Below are 19,851 nucleotides of genomic sequence, written 5' to 3' on the forward strand. Positions count from 1 at the left end.
ACTTTTATTTTTTTAATTAATACTTTATTCTGCTCGTCGCAAAAAATGAAAATCCAGTTGTTTTTTAACCAAATCTGCATTTTTTACTTTAACATAAATTTCGTCTCCTAATTGTAAAATGCTGTTTGAAGTAGCTCCAACCAAAGCATATTGTTTTTCGTCGAAAGTATAATAATCATCTTTTATTTCTCTGATTCTTACCATTCCTTCGCATTTATTAGAAACGATTTCAACATAAATTCCCCATTCGGTAACACCAGAAATAACACCAAGGAATTCTTCGTCTTGATGATCCTGCATGTATTTAACCTGCATGTATTTGATACTATCACGTTCAGCATTAGTTGCTAAACTTTCCATGTTAGAACAATGAAGACATTTGGTTTCATAAGTTTCTTCGTCTACAGAAGCTCCTCCGTCTAAATAAAATTGTAACAAACGGTGTACCATAACGTCTGGATAACGACGAATTGGCGATGTAAAATGGCTGTAATAATCAAAAGCTAAACCATAATGACCAATATTATCTGTTGAATATTTGGCTTTACTCATACTTCTAATTGCAAGAGTATCAATTAAGTTTTGCTCTTTTTTACCGTTTACTTCTTCCATCAATGCATTTAAAGACTTAGAAATATCGCCTTTGTTACGGAAATCAATTTTATAACCAAATTTAGCAATTACAGTCTGCATTGCAATTAATTTATCTTCATTTGGTTCGTCGTGAATACGATACACAAAGGTTTTCTTTTGTTTTCCAATGTATTCCGCCACTTTTCTGTTAGCCAAAAGCATAAATTCTTCAATCAAATGATTGGCATCTTTTGATATTTTAAAATACACTCCTTCTGGTTCCCCTTCTGCATCCAAATTGAATTTTACTTCTACTTTATCAAAAGAAATAGCACCTTGCTGCATTCTTTTCTTTCTTAAAATCTTCGCTAATTCATCTAGTTTTAAAGTCGCTTCGGTAATTTCATCTGAAACCACATACGATTCTCCAGTAATAGAAACATCAACTGGAATGGTATTATCTTTTGTTTCAATGATATATTGCGCTTCTTCATAAGCAAAACGCTGATCGGAATAAATTACTGTTCTTCCAAACCATTGGTTAATAACCTGAGCTGTTGGCGAAACTTCAAATACTGCAGAGAAAGTATATTTCTCTTCATTTGGACGAAGTGAACATGCAAAATTAGACAGTACTTCAGGAAGCATTGGCACTACTCTATCCACCAAATAAACCGAAGTTGCTCTTTGATACGCTTCATCATCCAGGATTGTTCCTTCTTCAAGATAATACGAAACATCGGCAATATGAACACCAATCTCATAATTTCCATTTTCTAATTTTTTGAAAGACAACGCATCATCAAAATCTTTTGCATCTTTTGGATCGATCGTAAAAGTCAGCGTATCGCGCATATCACGACGTTTTGCAATCTCAGATTCCTGAATCGAAGTATCCAGCTTTTGTGCAAATACCTCTACTTCTACTGGAAACTCTGAAGGCAGACCATATTCAGCCAAAATAGCATGAATTTCAGTATTGTGTTCACCAGGTTTCCCTAGTACACGAATCACAGATCCAAAAGGACTGTCGGCTCTTTTTGGCCAATCTTCAATCTTAACCAAAACAACATCACCGTTTTCTGCTTCTCCCAATTTATCTTTTGGAATAAAAATATCGGTATACATTTTAGGATTTGCAGTAGAAACAAAAGCAAAGTTGGGCTGCATATCAATTACACCTACAAACTCTGTTTTATCTCTTTCAAGGACTTCAATTACTTCTCCTTCAGGTCTTTTTCCTTTTCTTCTGTTATAAACATAAACCTTTACTTTGTCTTTGTCTAAAGCACGATTTAAATTATTAGTCGGAATAAAAACATCTTCTTCAAATTCGTCGCAAATAAAATATGCCGTTTTTCTGCTCGTCATATCTATTGTTCCTTCGTAATAATCCTGACTAACTGCTTTAACTAAATATTTTCCAGGTTCTGTTTCTACAATTTTCTTTTGAGCAGCCAGTATCTTTAAGTCTTTTATAATCTGGTTTCTGCTTTTTGTATCGTCAAGTTCTAACTTTGCTCCTATCTGTTTGTAATTAAATGGCTTATTGGCATTTTGCGATAAAATCTTAAGGATCTTCCCAGAGAAATCTTTCTCTTTTTTTATCGGCTTTCTAATTTTCTTACTCATATATCTTTTCTTATAAGGTTTAAAATTACAAATAAGAAATCAGATAATACTTTTTAACAAATAGAATTATTAAAAATATAACTTTTCGTACATTTACAAAAACACCTCGTATGGAAAGCTTTAAGACGATCGCCGTATTCAATTATCAGCACGAAACAGTGGTTCTCAAACACTTACTAGAGCAAGAAGAAATACCCTATTTTTTTGAAAACGAAATGACCCTTTCAGTTGCTCCCATGTACTCGGCAGCTCTTGGAGGCATCAGACTTAAAGTTCATCCAAACGATTTCGAGCAAGTTCAAGAAATTCTGGACAATCTCAACAATCCACTTAAAATCGTCTGAAACAAAACTTGAAAAACAAATTCAAATCAGAATAAAATTCAAACTCAAAAAGAATTTTTTCAATTTCAACTTTTTTAGTTTTCAACATATATTAAATACAACAAAAAAGATTTTTAAAAATTTAAAAAAATTTGGTTGTTATTATAGCTTGTTAATATGTCGAATAAATTTTTTTCTGAAGTCATTGAAATCTCGTTTTACTTATTTATTCTGAGTTATCAACATAGTTATTTTTAGTTAAATTGCTTATTTATAAGACTTTTTGTATTTTAATTAACAACGGTTGACAACCAAAAGTGAATAGATTTTGTAGATAAGTTAACATGTTGATAGTTGTTGAAAATGGTATTTTTGATATTGATAACTTTTCCAAAAATTCCCGAAACTTTTCTTGCATATTTAATTCCGGTTTTGGATTAAGGTTTTTTTTGACACAACCAAAAAAAAGTTCTAATTTTCTTTTCGAACTTATTAACATTTTCTGTTAACTTAAAGTTAATTGAATATCAAGCAATTACAAACTGCTATCAACACCTCAAAATTTTAACAAAAAATATGTTTATTATTTATTGATTATGAGATACTTATCGAGTTATTAAAATTGTTAATAACTGATAAGGTTTTGATAGTAAGATAGTTGTAAAATAAAGATTTTTACCTCGGATTATGCTAATGTACATGAATTTATATTGGAATGTTTATATAGTATTGAAAAAGAAAAAAATTTGTGAAAATTAGTGTAATTCGTGGCGACCATTTATTAATTGAGTAAATTTGCATAACACAACTTAATAGTATAGAAAAATGAAAATTTCGATAGGAAACGACCACGCAGGTCCAGAATATAAAAAAGCAATTGTTGCTATGCTTGAAGCAAAAGGTTATGAAGTAACGAATTACGGTACAGATACAGATGCTTCTGTAGATTATCCTGATTTTGGACATCCGGTTGCCAATGATGTATCTGAAGGAAAAGCTGATTTTGGTATCGTAATCTGCGGAAGCGGTAATGGAATTGCAATGACTGTTAATAAACACCCGAAAGTGAGAGCTGGCTTATGCTGGACTAAAGAAATAGCTTATTTAACGCGTTTACACAACGATGCTAATATTGTGAGTATTCCGGCGCGCTTTACTTCTATTCATCAGGCAGTTGAAATTGTTGAAACCTTCTTAGAAACTGCTTTTGAAGGCGGAAGACATCAAAATAGAGTGAATAAGATTGCTTGTTCGTAATAAATGCCAAAAAAATCGGGTGCTTCGCACCAATAAGAGATAAACACACCGGGCGGATTTTTAAATTCATCCGGTTTTTTATTTTAAGTATTTGAATATTAATGAATTAATATAATAAAACTCTACTTATTAACATTGTTAATATCTATATATTATGAGTTAATTTCAAATAAATCACCACTGTTTGTACTATAATAATATATAAGAATTTCATAATAAATGTAGTTTTACTTATTTTATGTCTGAAGAAAAACATACCCACTAATAAACCAATTGAACCACCAATGAAAGCGAGAATGAATAATACGCTTTCTGGTATTCTTTGGTTGTGTCTCCTAGCTTGAAATTTATCATAACCCGTAAGGAGAAATGTTAGGCTATTTACAAATAAAAAATAGAGTAATAAAACTTTCATGGGCTGGAAATTAAAAACAAAGATATTATTTTAGCAAAATTATTGATCTATGTACTTTGGTTTTTAACAAGTAAAGTATATCATTTTAAAATTAAGAATTTATTTCATTAAATGTATGACTAATATTCAATTCATTGCCAAATCTGTTCAGGCACCTGCTGTAAGTATTCAAAATACAGTAAAATTATTAGAAGAAGATTGTACAATTCCGTTTATTTCACGTTACCGAAAAGATGCAACGGGAAATCTTGATGAAACTGTAATTGAGCAGATTGCAAAACTTCAAAAAGATTACGATACACTTATAAAGCGTAAAGAAGCCGTTTTAAAATCTATTGAAGAACAAAAAGCACTTACACCAGATTTGAAGAAAAAAATAGAGGACAGCTTTGATTTGCAAGAGATTGAAGATTTCTATCTTCCATATAAAAAGAAGAAAAAAACAAAGGCAGATGTGGCGCGCGAATTTGGTTTAGAACCATTAGCAAAATTGATTATATCTGAAAGTGATGCTGATATCGATTTTATTTCGACGCAGTACATTAATGAAAATGTTATTAACGAAGAAGCCGCAATTCAAGGTGCAAGAGATATTGTGGCAGAATGGATTAACGAAAACATCTATGTTCGTAAACAGCTTCGTAGATTATATCAGCGAAAAGCGACCATTACTACAAAAGTGGTTAAAAAGAAAGCGGAAGAAGAAGGAGCACAGAAATTCAATCAGTATTTTGATTGGGAAGAGCCTTTGACAAAAGCGCCAGCACACCGTTTATTGGCAATGCTTCGCGCAGAAAATGAAGGATTTATCAAAATGAAAATTGATGTTGATATTGATGATGCCTACGATGTTATTGACGAAATTATCATAAAAAAACAAAACAATACGACAGCTCATTTGCAATTAGCAATTGAAGATAGTTATAAACGTTTGTTGAATCCGGCAATTGGAAACGAGACTTTACAAGAAGCAAAAGCAAAAGCAGATGCTAATTCCATTCAGGTTTTTGCTAACAATTTAGGACAGTTGTTATTGGCTCCGCCATTGGGAGAAAAACGAATTTTAGCAATTGATCCAGGATTTAGAAGCGGTTGTAAAGTAGTTTGTCTGGACGAAAAAGGCGATTTATTATACAACGAAACTATTTATCCGCACGCGCCTCAAAATGAGGAATCAATGGCGATCAAGAAAATCCGTTCGATGGTAAATGCGTATCAAATCGATGCCATTTCTATTGGAAACGGAACAGCTTCTCGTGAAACAGAATTTTTCATCAAAAAAATCGCTTTCGATAAACCAATTCAAGTTTTTGTAGTTTCTGAAGCAGGAGCTTCAGTTTATTCAGCTTCAAAAATTGCAAGAGAAGAATTTCCAAATTACGATGTAACGGTTCGTGGTTCAGTTTCTATTGGGCGACGACTTTCAGATCCTTTGGCCGAATTGGTAAAAATTGACCCAAAAGCGATTGGAGTAGGACAGTACCAACATGATGTTGACCAAACGAAACTTAAAGAAGAATTGGACAGCACCGTAATTCGTTGTGTAAACTCGGTTGGAATCAATATCAACACTGCAAGTAAACATTTGCTGAGTTATGTGAGTGGAATAGGAGAGAAGCTAGCAGAAAACATTGTACAATATCGTTCTGAAAACGGCCCTTTTGAAGACAGAAAACAGTTGAAAAAAGTGCCTCGTTTAGGAGACAAAGCGTATCAGCAGGGCGCAGCATTTATTAGAATTACTAATGCTAAGAATCCGCTGGATAATTCGGCCGTGCATCCAGAAGCTTATCCAGTTGTGGAAAAGATGGCGAAAGATTTGAATATTTCTTTAAATGAATTAATTGCAAACAAAGAAAAAACAGCGCTTATTAAGCCCGAAAAGTATGTAACACCTGAAATTGGATTATTGACGCTGAAAGATATCATAAAAGAGCTTGAAAAGCCTGGGTTAGACCCAAGAAAGTCGGCTAAGGTTTTTGAATTTGATGCGAATGTAAAATCAATCAAAGATTTGAAAACGGGAATGATATTACCAGGAATTGTGAATAACATCACCAACTTCGGCTGCTTTGTTGACATTGGAATCAAAGAAAGCGGTTTGGTTCATATTTCGCAGTTAAAAGCTGGGTTTGTAAGCGATGTAAATGAGGTGGTAAAATTGCATCAGCATGTTGATGTGAAAGTTACTGAAGTTGATGAGGATAGAAAGAGAATACAGTTGACGATGATACTTTAATAAAATTCCAATACTAAAAAATCCAAATTCCAAAACTGGAATTATAAAAAAACTCCCAAATTACAATTTGTAATTTGGGAGTTTCTATTTTATGAATTTGGAGAATTAAATTTTTATAAATTTTTGAGAGGTTTCTCCGCTTCCGGCTTTTATTTTAATTAAATATAAACCTGATGTAAAAGAGCTTACGTCTATGGAAGTATTTACATTTTCCTTAGTGTAAATCAATCTTCCCAACAAGTCATAAATTTTTATGGAATAATTAGAATCTTGTAATGAGTTGATGTTTAATGTATTTTTTACAGGATTTGGCCATACAGAAAATGATTTGTTTTCTTTGATGAAATCTTCATTTGATAAATTAGGAGCATTTTCTGGTATGCCAATTAAAAAAGCAGATAAATTATTTCCTTGATATGCTGTAAAGTCTCCTCCAATAAGTAATTGATTGTTTTGTTGTAACAATATGGAATAGACAGTTGCATTGGTTTTATTATTATTAAAAAATGTTATTCCATTGCCAAAACTAGTATCTCTGCTTCCATCTGTGTTTAATCGAACTAGATTATTTTCAATATATTTTTGTTGGTTACTAGCGTAACTGCCAACAATTATTTTACCATCATTTTGCAATACTGTTGAATACACTATACAATCTTGAAATGTAATACCAGAATCAAAAGAATTATCCTTGTTTCCATCTGTGTTTAATCGAATGAAGTGATTTGCATTACTTCCTTGATAAACTTCAAAGGCACCTCCAACAAGGATTTTTTGATCAGGTTGTAAAGTTAAAGAATAAATAGAACTGCTAAATCCTGTCCCTATATTAAATCCAGTATCTTTAGTTCCATCTGCATTTAGTCGGATTAAATTATCTTGATATGAACCTTTGAACATGTCAAAATTTCCTCCTACTAGTATTTTACCATCAGATTGTATTACTATTGTTTTGATAACATTTACAGCATCGGCCATAGGATTGTAAAACCCACTTCCTATATTAAAAGATGTATCTTTAGTTCCATCTGTGTTTAATCGTATCAAATGATTCTGAGAAATATTTTGATATTTTCCAAAATTTCCTCCTACTAATATTTTACCATCTGTTTGTAGAGTTACGAAATTAACTGCTTTGTCGAATCCTGTACCTATGTTAAAAGAAGAATCTTTAGTTCCATCAGAATTTAAACGAATTAAGTAGTTTTGATTAGATTCTTGATATTTAGTAAACTTACCAGCAACTATTATTTTACCATCGTTTTGTATTGCTATAGAATTTACAGAACCATTGAATCCAGATCCAATTGAAAAGGAATAATCTATACTTTTATCAGAATTTAAACGAATCAGATTATTTTGAGAAACTTCTTTATAGTTAGTAAAATCACCAGCTACAATTATTTTACCATCGTTTTGCTTCACTATTGAAGTAACAGGAAAATTGAATCCAGTACCAATGCTTAAAGAAGAATCTTTAGTACCATCTGTATTTAAACGTGTTAAATGTTTTTGAGTACTATTTTGATTATTTGTAATATCCCATCCTACTAATAATTTTCCGTCAGATTGCAACGTTATAGTTTTAGATTTAGTTGGGTCATTAATAAATTGAGTATCAATGTTAAAAGAATTATCCCTAGACCCATCTTTATTAATACGAACTAAACCATTTGAATTAATTCCTTGATAACTTATAAAATTACCCATGACTAATATTTTTTCGTCAGGTTGTATTACTACATTTCTAATCCCATAATGAATGTGATTTGGATTATTAAGTGATATTTTATTAAAACCACTTTTTACTTCAAAAGAAATATCCTTACTTCCATCACTATTTAAACGGATTAAACCATTTTCAGTGATTCCTTTGTAACTGCTAAATGTTCCAGCTACTATTATCTTACCATCAGATTGTAGCGCCATTGATTGAACATTATTATCTTTAAAACCATCTGTTCCTATGTCAAATGAAGTATCGTGGCTTCCATCAGTATTTAAACGAACTATTTCATTTTGAGGAATGCTAAAATTTCCTTCTACGAGTATTTTACCATCAGGTTGTACGATTAAAGATTTTACATATCTGTAATCACTAATTTTTGGTTTAAAGTTAGGATCTGTACTTCCATTTGAATTTAATCGAACCAAACTTTTTGAGCTCATACCACCAAAGCTTTGAAATCCACCTCCTACTAGGATTTTACCATCAGATTGCAATGCCAAAGCATATACTGTATTACCTCCATAACCAATTACAAATGATTGATCTTTGCTTCCATCAGGATTTAAACGAATTACAGATTTTTCGGTAGTATCTTGAAATTTATCAAAAGAGCCACCTACTACTATTTTCCCATCGGGTTGTAATACGATTGCTTCTACATCAAAATTAAAACCAGTTCCGATGTCAAATGAAGTGTCTTTGCTTCCATCGGCATTTAAACGAATCAATCTGTTTTGAATAGCGCCTTGATAGCTAGTAAAACGACCTCCCACTAATATTTTTCCATTAGGCTGTTCTTTTATGCAAATAATGTCTTCATTAAAACCAGGAAAAGATCCAAAACTATGTGTTATTTCTGTTGTGTTTTGGGAATGTGCTGTAAATAATTGTAAAAAAAGAATAAAAAAGAGTAAAGTTTTTTTCATAGAATAATTTTTAATCAAATATATAATAATTTTCTTCCAAGATGTTTTTTAAGAAAACAGTATAAAAAAACTCCCAAATTATATATTTTAATTTGGGAGTTTCTATGTTTAAGATTATTTCAAAATCACTTTTTTAGTGACACTTTTAAAATCATCATTGGAAATTTTTACGAAGTAAACGCCAGAGGCTTGATTGGTAAGATTGATTTCGGTGTTTTCTGAAATTGTTTTTTGTTGATGAATAACACTTCCGGAAGGAGAAATTACTGAAATAGTCGATTGCTGAGGCGCACTAATTGTGATTCGATCAGCGCTCGGATTTGGGAAAAGCGTAACAGTAGATTTTTCAATATCAAAATTTTCATTGGACAAATTAGCAGTTGGAGGCAGATAAAAATTACCAGTTAATAAAAATGAGTATAATGTTTTTAGGGTATGATTAAAATAGCTGTTCGGCTCGTTGAGGTTTTTTAAATCGGTGTAAGAAGCATCTAAATGCGCTTGATTTTCACCAGCCATAGCAGCGCATGCAAATGCACCAACAAACGTAGCGTTGTGCCATTGTCCGCTTACAGTTCCATTTTGGTTGTAACCGTCTTTAATATTCGCAGTTCCACCAAGATTAACACGAACAAAATCGGATGATTTTTTAGCATACGTTTTGGCTTCGGCAGTTCCGTACCAAATATAATCTACAGCAATTCGCCAAGGTGTTCTGGCTGCGTCGTAAGTGTACAATTTTCCTGCATTGGCATAACCTCCAGCTTGAGAAGAATACGCTCCAGAAGCTTCACACCAATCCGATACTAGTCCGCCAACAGCATTGTTTTGTGTCAAATTGTTGTTGATAACTGTATAGGCTTTTGCCGCAACTTGATTCCAAAAAGCAGCATCATTTGTAAAAGCGCCAAAAGCACGGTAATAAGCAGGGGAGTAGTAAGAAGGATTTGTGATGGAACTTCCACCAAATTGATCGCCAGGTTTTAAAACATAAGTATTGGCTTCAACTTCATAATTTTTAATAGCAGAAATTAAAGCAGTTGCATCACTTTTATAGTTGATGGTTCCTGTACTTCCCCATTGATAGTCGGCAACAATAAGAGCGAAAGCTGCATCTAGTTCGGCATCCGTTGCTCCGTTATAACCAATGGTTGCAGAACATCCGCTGATTTTCCAGTTCATTACTTTATTGCCGTTAACATTGTCTTTATAATACAGCCAAAGTCCATCAAAAAGAGTTTTATCCGCTTTATAAACAGATAGCAGCATACCGTATGCAATTCCTTCGGAAACGGTTTCGGATGAATTGTCGAATTTTACACGAAATCTTCCGTTAGAGCATGATTCAACAAAATTGCTTTTCCAAGTGTCATAATTGGCTTGGGCATCCTGACTACTTTTGTTGGTAGCCATGAGCCCATTTCCGTAGGTCTTATTGGCGGGAAAAGGCTGTGTTTGTGAGTTACCTTCTATAGCTAACAGAAAGGCGATCACGAAAAATAGGTTTTTCATATCTTAAAAAAATTTAGGGTGCCTAAAAGTAAGATTTTTTAGATATAAAAAAAATCCCAAACTACAAATTGTAATTTGGGATATTAATAAGTTTGAATTTCTTATTTAATTTCTTCTTCCTCTTGTTTTTTAGAAGTAGCAGGTTGATCGTCTTTAGCAGCGTTTTTAAATTCCTTAATTCCACTTCCTAAACCTTTCATTAATTCTGGAATTTTTTTACCTCCAAAAAGTAATATCACAATACCTACGATAACAAGGATTTCTGTAAGACCTAATCTTCCCATGACTATTATATTTAATGCCGAAGCAAATTGTTTTTCTTAAATTATACCGCAAAGGTATATAGAAATATACGAAATAAAAGTATTTTTAGTTTAAAATATTTGTGCCAGACCACGTTAAATATTTTATAAAATCTTGAATTTGGCCCATTCATAAAATAATCCCAAGCTTTAGCAATACGATAAATTGCTATATTTGCTCTAATTAAAAGAGTTTATGTCAAAGAAAAAAAAGAGTTTTAGAAGAAAATTATTCAACAAAAACAGATTAGTAATTTTGAATGAAGATACTTTTGAAGAGCTGTTTTCTTTCAAACTCAATTTAATGAATGTCTTTGTAACGTTTACTTTAGGAGGCATTTTTTTAATTTTAATTACAACTTTTATAATTGCCTTTACGCCACTTCGTGAGTTTATTCCAGGATATTCATCCACAGAATTAAAAAGAAACGCAACCAAACTGGCCATAAAATCTGATTCACTTGAAACAGCATTACGACAGAATGAAGCTTATATTAAAGGTGTTCAGAAAGTCTTAAAAGGAGAATTAGAATATTCAAAATTCAATAAAGATTCTATTTTAGCTGAAACAGTCGAAAACCCCTCAGACTTAAATATGAAAGCTTCTGATGCTGAAATAAAATTAAGAGATGAGGTTGCAAAGACTGAAAAGGAACAGCCAACAAAATCTCAGGAGAAAAAGAAAAGTGACAAAAAATAATACCATAAAAAATGTCAATTAAAGCTGTAGCAGCAAAATTATTTGCTAGTAAGATATATTCAGAAACTCAAAATTGGGCCAAAAAACCAGTAGAAACGCAACAGAAAGTCTTTAATAAACTCATAAAAAATGCCAAAGAAACCCATTTTGGCAAAGACCATCATTTTAATCAAATACAAACGGTTGAAGATTTTCAAAAAAACGTTCCCGTGCGAGATTACGAAGATTTGAAACCTTATATAGAAAAGGTAGTTAAAGGTGAAGAAAATATTCTTTGGAAAGGAAAACCATTATATTTTGCTAAAACTTCAGGCACAACTTCAGGCGCAAAATTTATTCCGTTGACCAAAGAATCAATGCCGTTTCACATCAGCGCAGCTCGAAATGCGATATTACATTATGTTCATGAAACTGGAAATGCAGATTTTGTAGATGGAAAAATGATTTTTCTGCAAGGAAGTCCAATCTTGACTGAAAAGTACGGAATTAAATTTGGAAGACTTTCTGGAATTGTGGCGCATTTTGTACCAAAATATCTTCAGAAAAACAGAATGCCTTCGTGGGAAACCAACTGTATTGAAGACTGGGAAACTAAAGTTGATGCCATTGTAGACGAAACGATTAAAGAAGATATGTCGGTTATTTCCGGAATTCCGTCTTGGGTTCAGATGTATTTTGAACGTTTACAGCAAAAAAGTGGAGGGAAGAAAATAGGCGAAATATTCAGGAATTTTAATCTCTTTATTTATGGAGGTGTGAATTATGAGCCTTATCGAGCCAAATTCGAAAACATGATTGGCAGAAAAGTGGACAGCATTGAATTGTTTCCAGCTTCTGAAGGTTTTTTTGCTTATCAGGATTCACAGAAAGAAAAGGGAATGCTATTGTTGTTGAATTCGGGTATTTTCTACGAGTTTATTAAAGCAGATGAATTCTTTAACGAAAATCCAAAAGCGCTTACAATAGGCGAAGTCGAAATAGGCGTAAACTACGTTTTAATTATTTCTACAAATGCAGGACTTTGGCGTTATAATATTGGCGACACTGTTCAGTTTACTTCTTTGGCTCCATATCGTGTTATAGTCTCTGGACGTATCAAACATTATATTTCAGCTTTTGGAGAACATGTTATTGCTAATGAAGTTGAAAATGCAATGAAAGAAGCCGTAGCATCTACTAATATTGTAATCAATGAATTTACAGTTGCACCTCAGATCAATCCATCAAACGGACTGCCATATCACGAATGGCTGGTTGAATTTGAAAATGAACCTGAAAGCATGGAAGTTTTTGCTGAAACAATCGACAATTCGATGCGTAAGCAAAACATTTATTATGATGATTTGATAACAGGAAATGTTTTAAGAAAAGTGGTTGTAACCAAAGTTTCTAAAAATGGATTTCAGGATTATATGAAATCACAAGGAAAACTAGGAGGGCAGAACAAGATTCCGAGACTATCAAATAATAGAGATATTGCGGATAATTTGAAGTAGAACGATAACTAAAAGCTTGATATTAAATAAACTTTAAATTTGAAAAAGCAATTTTGAAAGCATACCAATTATTGGTATATTTGATAAAATATAAAAGGTTATGGCAAAGAATACGTCAATATTATTAGGAGACTATTTTGATAATTTTATTAATTCACAAGTTAAAACTGGCCGATTCACATCTGCAAGTGAAGTAATTCGAGCCGCATTACGAATGTTTGAACAAGAACAAACTAAAAGTGAAGAACTAATAAAGGAATTAAAAAAAGGAGAAAAATCGGGATTTGTAAAGGATTTTGATCGCGAATCTTTTCTAACAAATCTTCACGAAAAACATCTTAAAAAATGAATTATAAGATAAGTATAGAAGCATCTTATGATTTAGAAAAAATTTGGCTTTATACTTTTGATACTTTGTCTGCTGAACAAGCAGATAGATACTTAAAGTTGATATTGGATGAAATCGAATACCTGTGTTCAAAACCTAATTCAGGAAAAGATTTTAGTCATATCAGAAAAGGTTGTTTTAGAACCAAAGTAAAATCACATTTAATATTTTATAAAATAAACGTGAAACAAAACGAAATAGAAATTATTAGAGTTTTGCATCAAATGATGGACATTGAAAATCATCTTAAATAAAGGATTTGAAAAAGTTATCTTTTGATAAATCTTCTTTTAAGAAAATTTTAAAATAAAAAAGCATGAAAGAAACCAAACATATATCAAGATCAAGAGCTCAGGAATCATCTGCAGCGATAGAAAAAATGTACATTACAATGCGCCATTTATTCAACCGTGGTTTTTACAAACCAATGGGAGTTTCTGGCGATAGCTTACGCGAATCATTATTGGCATTAAGACCTGAAATCTACGGAAATATTGCTGAGGAAAAAGTAGAACTAAACGGACTTTTATACGTTATAGAACGTCTTCCAATCGGAATTGAGCAATGCCGTTTTATCAATTTGACTTCAGATGAAGGGTATTCTAAATCACATTTTCAGGCAATTGTTCCTCCTAAAAGAAGAAGAAACTGCTATAGAATTGACGAAGAACAAATGAATGTCGAAATCACTCGTGGACGTTCTGACATTTATGATATTCTAACACATTTGACTTTCATTTTCATTGAATCTCATAAAATTAAAAATAGAGTTCTAATAGATGACGGCGGAGAAGTTTCTCGCGACTGGCAGAAATTAGAACAAGCCGTTATGCAGACCAAAAAGCTTTCTTTGGTAGAAAAAGAAAAAGCGATTTCGCATGTGGCTAATATTTTAGCGAGAACTTTTGAGGAAGTTTTGGATATTTACGATGCTTTTGGATCTGAAAATGCTCCGGATCGTTTTCTGCATGTAATTTATTGGTTAGGAAAATTGGCAATTGAAGAAATTGTAGAAAACAATAAACGAACCATAACATTCAGTCCTGTTTTACGTGAGCGTTTGGGACATCATATTCATGGAGAAATCTGGGCTACAAATATCAAAGAAGTTTTAAAAGCCAATGATCTTTTAAAACGTCCAATTCACGTTATAAGTGCGAATATGCACAGTGTGATGAACTCTATTTTTGCAACGCCGTTGTTGAAAACTAAGTACAAAGGCAAAACCGATTTCTTTATTTATGAAGAACTGAGCGGTTCGGGTTCAAAAGAAATAAGAGGTCAGGTAGAAGAACTGGCACTGAAAAACGGAATGATTTCATTACCGGATTGTTCAGGAACCAATATTGACGTTCAGATATTTGATACAGCTAAAATTGATTGGTCAAAAACAGCTTTTTCACATGCGAATGTAGGTGAAGATAAACCGGTTATAATCGTAATGGATTATGCTTTTGGAGAGCAGGCTTATGAAACTATCGATGAGCTTTTAAAACCATTTAAGAAAGAAACTTTACTAAATGTAAAATCAGTTTCGATTATGGGTAAAGCCGGAATTCTAGAAGGTGGAAAAGGTGATATCATGATTCCGACGGCTCATATTAACGAAGGAACGGCTGATAATTATTTCTTCGAAAATGAATTGACAGGCGCCATGTTCGAAGGAAATGATATTGATATTTACGAAGGAGCAATGGTTACCGTTTTAGGAACTTCATTACAAAACAGAGATTTATTGAAATTCTTCCATGAATCTACCTGGGGTGTAATTGGTTTGGAAATGGAAGGGTCTTATTACCAGAAAGCCATTCAATCAGCATCTAAAATTAGAAAAAGTGTGCCTCAGGATATTAAAGTTCGTTATGCTTATTATGCTTCGGATAATCCATTGGAAACAGGAAGTACACTGGCTTCAGGCGGATTAGGAACAACTGGTGTAAAACCAACTTATTTGATTACCATTAAGATTTTAGAACAGATTTTCAACATCAAATAAAAATCATAAATGAGTACAAAAGTACCGCAAAATATAGAGGATCAGGAAGTTGATTTGGGTGTGATTTCAAAAAATATAAGCGACTTTTTTGGAAGAATTAATTCTGCTATTTTTAATAGCATTCAATTTTTTGTTAGAAACTGGATTATTGTTTTAATATTAATCGTGACTGGTTTTGGACTGGGCATGTTTTTGGATAAAATTCAAAAGAGTTACAGACACGAAATTATAGTTGCACCAAATTTTGGGAGTACAGATTATTTGTATGCTAAAGTAGATTTAATCAACTCAAAAATAAAAGAGAATGATACTCTTTTCTTAAAAGAAGTTGTCGGGATTCCGAATCCTAAAAATCTAAAAATTATAGAATTAAAACCGATTGCGGACGTTTACAATTTCATTCAGAACAAACCTGAAAACTTTGAGCTAATAAAGTTGATGGCTGAAGATGGTGACATAAAAAAAGTACTGGAAGAAAATGTTACAAGTAAAAATTATAACTACCAAACACTACTTTTATTTACTAATAATAAAGTTACAGAGGAAAAATTGATTATACCTCTTTTAAAATACTTAAACACTTCAGATTATTATTCAAAAATTCAGAAAGTAGTTTATCATAATGTAGAATTGAAAATTCAGCAAACAGACTCAATTATTAAACAAATTGATGGCATATTAAATAATTTATCAAATTCTTCTAAAGGAAGTTTAAAAAATGATAAACTTATTTATTACAACGAAAACACACAATTGAATGATATTATTAAAAGTAAAAATGCTTTATTAAATGAGCAAGCGGCACATAAAGTAGAGTTGATTGGTTTTGATAAGATTATAAAAGAAAATAATGTCATTTTAAATTTACAGTTAGTTAAATTTGTCAGTGGAAATCTAAAATTTTTACTGCCTCTTATTTTCATTTTAGGATTTATCTTTTTAAGATTCTTTAAATCATTTTACAAAAAACAAAAGCATTTAGCTGGATTGTAAGATTAAAAAGGATACAATTATTTTTGAATTAAGTCTAAATTGATCCAAAACAAAAGATTTCATATAAATAGTAAATATATACTTTTGCAAAAAAAAACAGCAGATGAAAAAACAATTCATTTTTTTAAATTTAGTTTTAATAACATTATTTATTTCTTGTAAAAACAAAGAAGAAGCAAAACCTGTTGAAGAAGTAAAAGCGAATACTTTTGATGTGATTGTCGATTTGAAAATTGAAAAAGACGACGAAATTATTCTTTTTTACAAAGATCCTTCAATTGCTTATTTTGATGCAAAAAATACTGTTTATAATGGTGTAAAAGGAAAAACAGAATCTCAACAAGTAACATTTAGTGTTCCTGAAGGAATTTTGCCAAATGATATTCGTTTTGATATAAGCTCAAATAAAGAACAAAATCCTATAACGATAAATTCAATTACATTAAGTTTTGAAGGAAGAGTATTTAAAATTGAACAAAAAGATATTTTGAAGTATTTTACACCTAACGATTTTATAAAATTTGATGAAGCAACTGGTACGTCAAGATTCCTTAAAAAAGGCGAAGATTATGACCCATATTTTTTAACAAAAGAAATTATTTACCCTCAAATTGAAATGGTTAGAGGAGCTAAAATGTAATTTTTGTTAATTATATTATTAATATTTAAGGCTGTTCCTTCAAAAAAGGTATAGCCTTCTTTTTACTCTAAAACCAAAAGATATTGAAGCTGAATTTTGATATATTCCAACAATACAAAAAGCACAAAATTTTAGCTTCAAATTTTGTATATCTTTCTGTACTTCAAGCTTTAAATGTTATTTTACCTTTAATTACTTTTCCCTATTTAATACGAGTTTTGGGGGTTGAGTATTTTGGACTCTTGTCTTTTTCTTTAGCTTTTGTTGCCTATTTTCAGATTGTAACAGATTATGGGTTTAATTCTACCGGAACACGTGATATTTCATTAGCAATAGATAATCGCGAAAAGCAAATCTTGATTTTTAATCAAATTATGTCTGCCAAACTTGTATTGATAAGTGTAAGTTTTATTATAATGATGGGAATTGTTTTCTTATTTGATATTTTTAGAGCATACTGGTTTATATATTTATTTTCATTTGGATCTATTTTAGGACAAGCTATTTTTCCAGTTTGGTTTTTTCATGGAATACAGAAAATGAAGTACGTAACATATCTAAATCTAGTTACAAAAACAATATTTGCTCTCGCACTTTTTGTTTTTGTAACTCAAAAATCTGATTATTATTTAGTTCCTGTTTTTAATGCTTTAGGGTTTCTAACTGCAGGTATTTTGTCATTGTTTTATATTTGGAAAGATTTTAAAATTAGCTTTAAATTACAGTCTGTTAAAGGAATAAAAGAACAGCTCAATAGAGCAAAATTTATGTTTTTGTCAGAGCTTAAAATTTCGCTTTTTACCAATACCAACACATTAATTTTAGGAATTTTTGCAGGAAATCAAGCTGTAGGTTACTTTTCTGCAGCAGAGAAACTAGCCCGTGCAATAGGTAATCTTCAAACACCAGTCTCAAATACTATTTTTCCATATCTCTCTACCGAAATGGCTTTAGACAAGCTAAAAGCAATTCTAAAAATAAGGAAAATAACGATAGTTGGATCCATTATATTTTCTTTGATTGTTATCGTTTGTTTTTGCTTTGCAGAGCAAATAATTTCTATTATTTATGGTAAAGAAATGCTTGCGTCTGTGCTGTTATTTAGAATAATAATCCTGATACCACTATTATCGTTTTTAGACACCATGTTTGGTAAACAGATTCTTTTAAATTTAGGTAAAGACATATTTTATTTTAGAGTAATTGTTTTGGCTACAATTTTAAATTTTACTATTAATTTTATACTAACCTATTTATATCAGGAAAAGGGAACCGCAATAACTTTAATAATCACTCAGATATTTATTGTTTTAGGTATGTGGTATTTTGCACATAAAGAAACAAGTTTGATTTTGAAACAAAACAAGAGTTATGAAAGTAATTAAAGTTAGTGTTGTTATTCCGGTTTACAATGCAAAAGATTACTTACAGGATTGTATAAAATCACTTTTAAGTCAGACGCTTGTAGACTGTGAATTTATTTTTGTAAATGATGGATCTACGGATAACAGTTTAGAAATAATTCAAAAATATCAAGAAGAGGATAATCGAATTAAACTGATTAGTCAAGAAAATAAAGGAATTGCTGAAGCTAGAAATGCTGGAATAGAAATCGCTTCAGGAGAATATATTGGATTTTTGGATAACGATGATTTTGTTAAAATAGATTTTTTTGAGAATCTATATAAAAATGCTATTGAAAACAATCTGGACATTTTAGTTTCAAAAACAATATTAGGAAGAGATGGTAAGTATATAATTAAAGATCATGGTTTTAATACCAATTTGATATTTACTAAAGATGTTATACAAGAACAAATCATTTCAAATCTCTTAAAAGTAGAGGATTTATTTGCTGTTTGGAATAAAATTTACAAAAGAACTTTTATTTTCGAAAATGATATTCGCTTTCCAGGTAACAGAGTAATTGAGGAAGATAATATATTTAACATTCAGGCTTTTAATAACGCAGAAAAAGTTAGGTTTATTGATTATGCTGGTTACTATTATAGAGATGTAGCCGATAGTAAATCAAGAAAAACTATTGAAAATGATTATTTTTCAAAAGCTCTTGAAAAATATTATTTGGATTATAAAAAAGAATATAGTCTCAACATCTCATACGAAGAATTGGAGAAATTAAAAGCGATTAGATTTGTTCAGAGAGTCTTTTACTTAGTATATAAATGTTCAGTATTAAAAATTCCGTTTAAGATAAAATGGAACTACATCAAAAATATGGTTTTTCATGAAAAAGTATATGAATTATCAAAAAAATATGATGAAGAAATTCTCCAAGGAAAAGGATTATATGAAAGAATCGTCTTAAAAATTATCAATAAAAAAACATCTTTTTTATTGATTTTATTAATTTTAAGCATTCAAATTGGATATCATCCAAGTATTTCGGAAACAATAAGAAAGGTAAATAAATTGACAAAAAAACGCTGATAGTGCTTGCAAAAATATATAACACATTATTTTTCTTAGGTCTTTTCTTTTTTCCATTTAATAGCTATGAAGGCATATCATTTTTGGGAGAATTTAAAACCGAATCTGGAGCACTATTTTTATTTGCTGGTTTTTTATTTTTACTGATAAATACTTCTTTCACAAAAAGAATCATTTTTCCTTACAAGAATTTTCTTTTTCAGCTTGTAATGTTATTTATAATTTGGTGTTTAATTGCAACAATATTAAATGCATTTTCGGTTGGTTCCAATTATTTTA

General features: G+C 31.1%; 17 protein-coding genes. 12 read left to right on the top strand and 5 right to left on the bottom strand.

Features of this window, described 5'->3' with window-relative positions:
* Nucleotides 1-24: 24 nt before the first annotated feature.
* Nucleotides 25-2,205 (bottom strand): ribonuclease R, encoded by a 2,181-nt coding sequence (gene rnr, locus GSY47_RS18715; protein ID WP_179001009.1) that lies wholly within the window; start codon nt 2,203-2,205, stop codon nt 25-27.
* 110 nt (nt 2,206-2,315) lie between these two features.
* On the opposite strand from rnr, the gene GSY47_RS18720 reads away from it, so the two are divergent.
* Entirely contained in the window at nt 2,316-2,549 is a 234-nt protein-coding gene (locus GSY47_RS18720) for a putative signal transducing protein (protein ID WP_179001007.1), read from the top strand.
* An 804-nt stretch (nt 2,550-3,353) separates the two neighbouring features.
* Nucleotides 3,354-3,785, top strand: coding sequence for a ribose 5-phosphate isomerase B (gene rpiB / locus GSY47_RS18725; RefSeq protein ID WP_091490132.1), 432 nt, complete (start codon nt 3,354-3,356; stop codon nt 3,783-3,785).
* A gap of 145 nt (nt 3,786-3,930) precedes the next feature.
* Here rpiB and GSY47_RS18730 read toward each other — a convergent pair whose 3' ends face one another.
* On the bottom strand, nt 3,931-4,200 hold the full coding sequence (locus GSY47_RS18730) for a DUF1294 domain-containing protein (RefSeq protein ID WP_179001005.1): 270 nt from the start codon (nt 4,198-4,200) through the stop codon (nt 3,931-3,933).
* A 115-nt stretch (nt 4,201-4,315) separates the two neighbouring features.
* Here GSY47_RS18730 and GSY47_RS18735 point away from each other — a divergent pair, with 115 nt between their 5' ends.
* Nucleotides 4,316-6,439, top strand: coding sequence for a Tex family protein (locus GSY47_RS18735; protein ID WP_179001003.1), 2,124 nt, complete (start codon nt 4,316-4,318; stop codon nt 6,437-6,439).
* 105 nt (nt 6,440-6,544) lie between these two features.
* On the opposite strand, the gene GSY47_RS18740 is transcribed toward GSY47_RS18735, so the two are convergent.
* From GSY47_RS18740 to GSY47_RS18750, 3 genes are all read right to left on the bottom strand, one after another.
* Nucleotides 6,545-9,094, bottom strand: coding sequence for a T9SS type A sorting domain-containing protein (locus GSY47_RS18740; RefSeq protein WP_219071506.1), 2,550 nt, complete (start codon nt 9,092-9,094; stop codon nt 6,545-6,547).
* Nucleotides 9,095-9,208: 114 nt separating this feature from the next.
* On the bottom strand, nt 9,209-10,606 hold the full coding sequence (locus tag GSY47_RS18745; RefSeq protein WP_179001001.1) for a glycosyl hydrolase family 8: 1,398 nt from the start codon (nt 10,604-10,606) through the stop codon (nt 9,209-9,211).
* Nucleotides 10,607-10,707: 101 nt separating this feature from the next.
* Entirely contained in the window at nt 10,708-10,890 is a 183-nt protein-coding gene (locus tag GSY47_RS18750; RefSeq protein ID WP_179000999.1) for a Sec-independent protein translocase subunit TatA/TatB, read from the bottom strand.
* A 214-nt stretch (nt 10,891-11,104) separates the two neighbouring features.
* Here GSY47_RS18750 and GSY47_RS18755 point away from each other — a divergent pair, with 214 nt between their 5' ends.
* The 9 genes from GSY47_RS18755 (at nt 11,105) to GSY47_RS18795 (ending at nt 19,572) form a co-directional block, all read left to right on the top strand.
* A complete protein-coding gene (locus tag GSY47_RS18755; RefSeq protein ID WP_179000997.1) occupies nt 11,105-11,608 on the top strand; it encodes a peptidase in 504 nt (167 codons plus the stop codon).
* Between the two features lie 11 nt (nt 11,609-11,619).
* Entirely contained in the window at nt 11,620-13,104 is a 1,485-nt protein-coding gene (locus GSY47_RS18760) for a GH3 auxin-responsive promoter family protein (protein WP_179000994.1), read from the top strand.
* A 100-nt stretch (nt 13,105-13,204) separates the two neighbouring features.
* On the top strand, nt 13,205-13,453 hold the full coding sequence (locus GSY47_RS18765) for a type II toxin-antitoxin system ParD family antitoxin (protein ID WP_109191214.1): 249 nt from the start codon (nt 13,205-13,207) through the stop codon (nt 13,451-13,453).
* On the top strand, nt 13,450-13,746 hold the full coding sequence (locus GSY47_RS18770) for a type II toxin-antitoxin system RelE/ParE family toxin (protein WP_179000993.1): 297 nt from the start codon (nt 13,450-13,452) through the stop codon (nt 13,744-13,746). The genes GSY47_RS18765 and GSY47_RS18770 overlap by 4 nt, the downstream gene beginning before the upstream one ends.
* Nucleotides 13,747-13,808: 62 nt before the next feature.
* Nucleotides 13,809-15,488: a DUF6909 family protein gene (locus tag GSY47_RS18775; RefSeq protein ID WP_179000991.1), complete on the top strand. Its 1,680-nt coding sequence runs from the start codon at nt 13,809-13,811 to the stop codon at nt 15,486-15,488.
* Between the two features lie 9 nt (nt 15,489-15,497).
* Nucleotides 15,498-16,481 carry a hypothetical protein gene (locus GSY47_RS18780; protein WP_179000989.1) on the top strand — a complete coding sequence of 328 codons (984 nt, stop codon included), beginning with the start codon at nt 15,498-15,500 and terminating at the stop codon, nt 16,479-16,481.
* Between the two features lie 103 nt (nt 16,482-16,584).
* On the top strand, nt 16,585-17,121 hold the full coding sequence (locus GSY47_RS18785) for a hypothetical protein (RefSeq protein ID WP_179000987.1): 537 nt from the start codon (nt 16,585-16,587) through the stop codon (nt 17,119-17,121).
* A gap of 83 nt (nt 17,122-17,204) precedes the next feature.
* Nucleotides 17,205-18,506, top strand: coding sequence for a flippase (locus tag GSY47_RS18790; RefSeq protein ID WP_179000985.1), 1,302 nt, complete (start codon nt 17,205-17,207; stop codon nt 18,504-18,506).
* On the top strand, nt 18,493-19,572 hold the full coding sequence (locus tag GSY47_RS18795; protein ID WP_179000983.1) for a glycosyltransferase: 1,080 nt from the start codon (nt 18,493-18,495) through the stop codon (nt 19,570-19,572). The genes GSY47_RS18790 and GSY47_RS18795 overlap by 14 nt, the downstream gene beginning before the upstream one ends.
* Nucleotides 19,573-19,851: the final 279 nt, after the last annotated feature.

It is taken from the genome of Flavobacterium quisquiliarum, assembly GCF_019308285.1.
Lineage (GTDB): Bacteria > Bacteroidota > Bacteroidia > Flavobacteriales > Flavobacteriaceae > Flavobacterium > Flavobacterium quisquiliarum.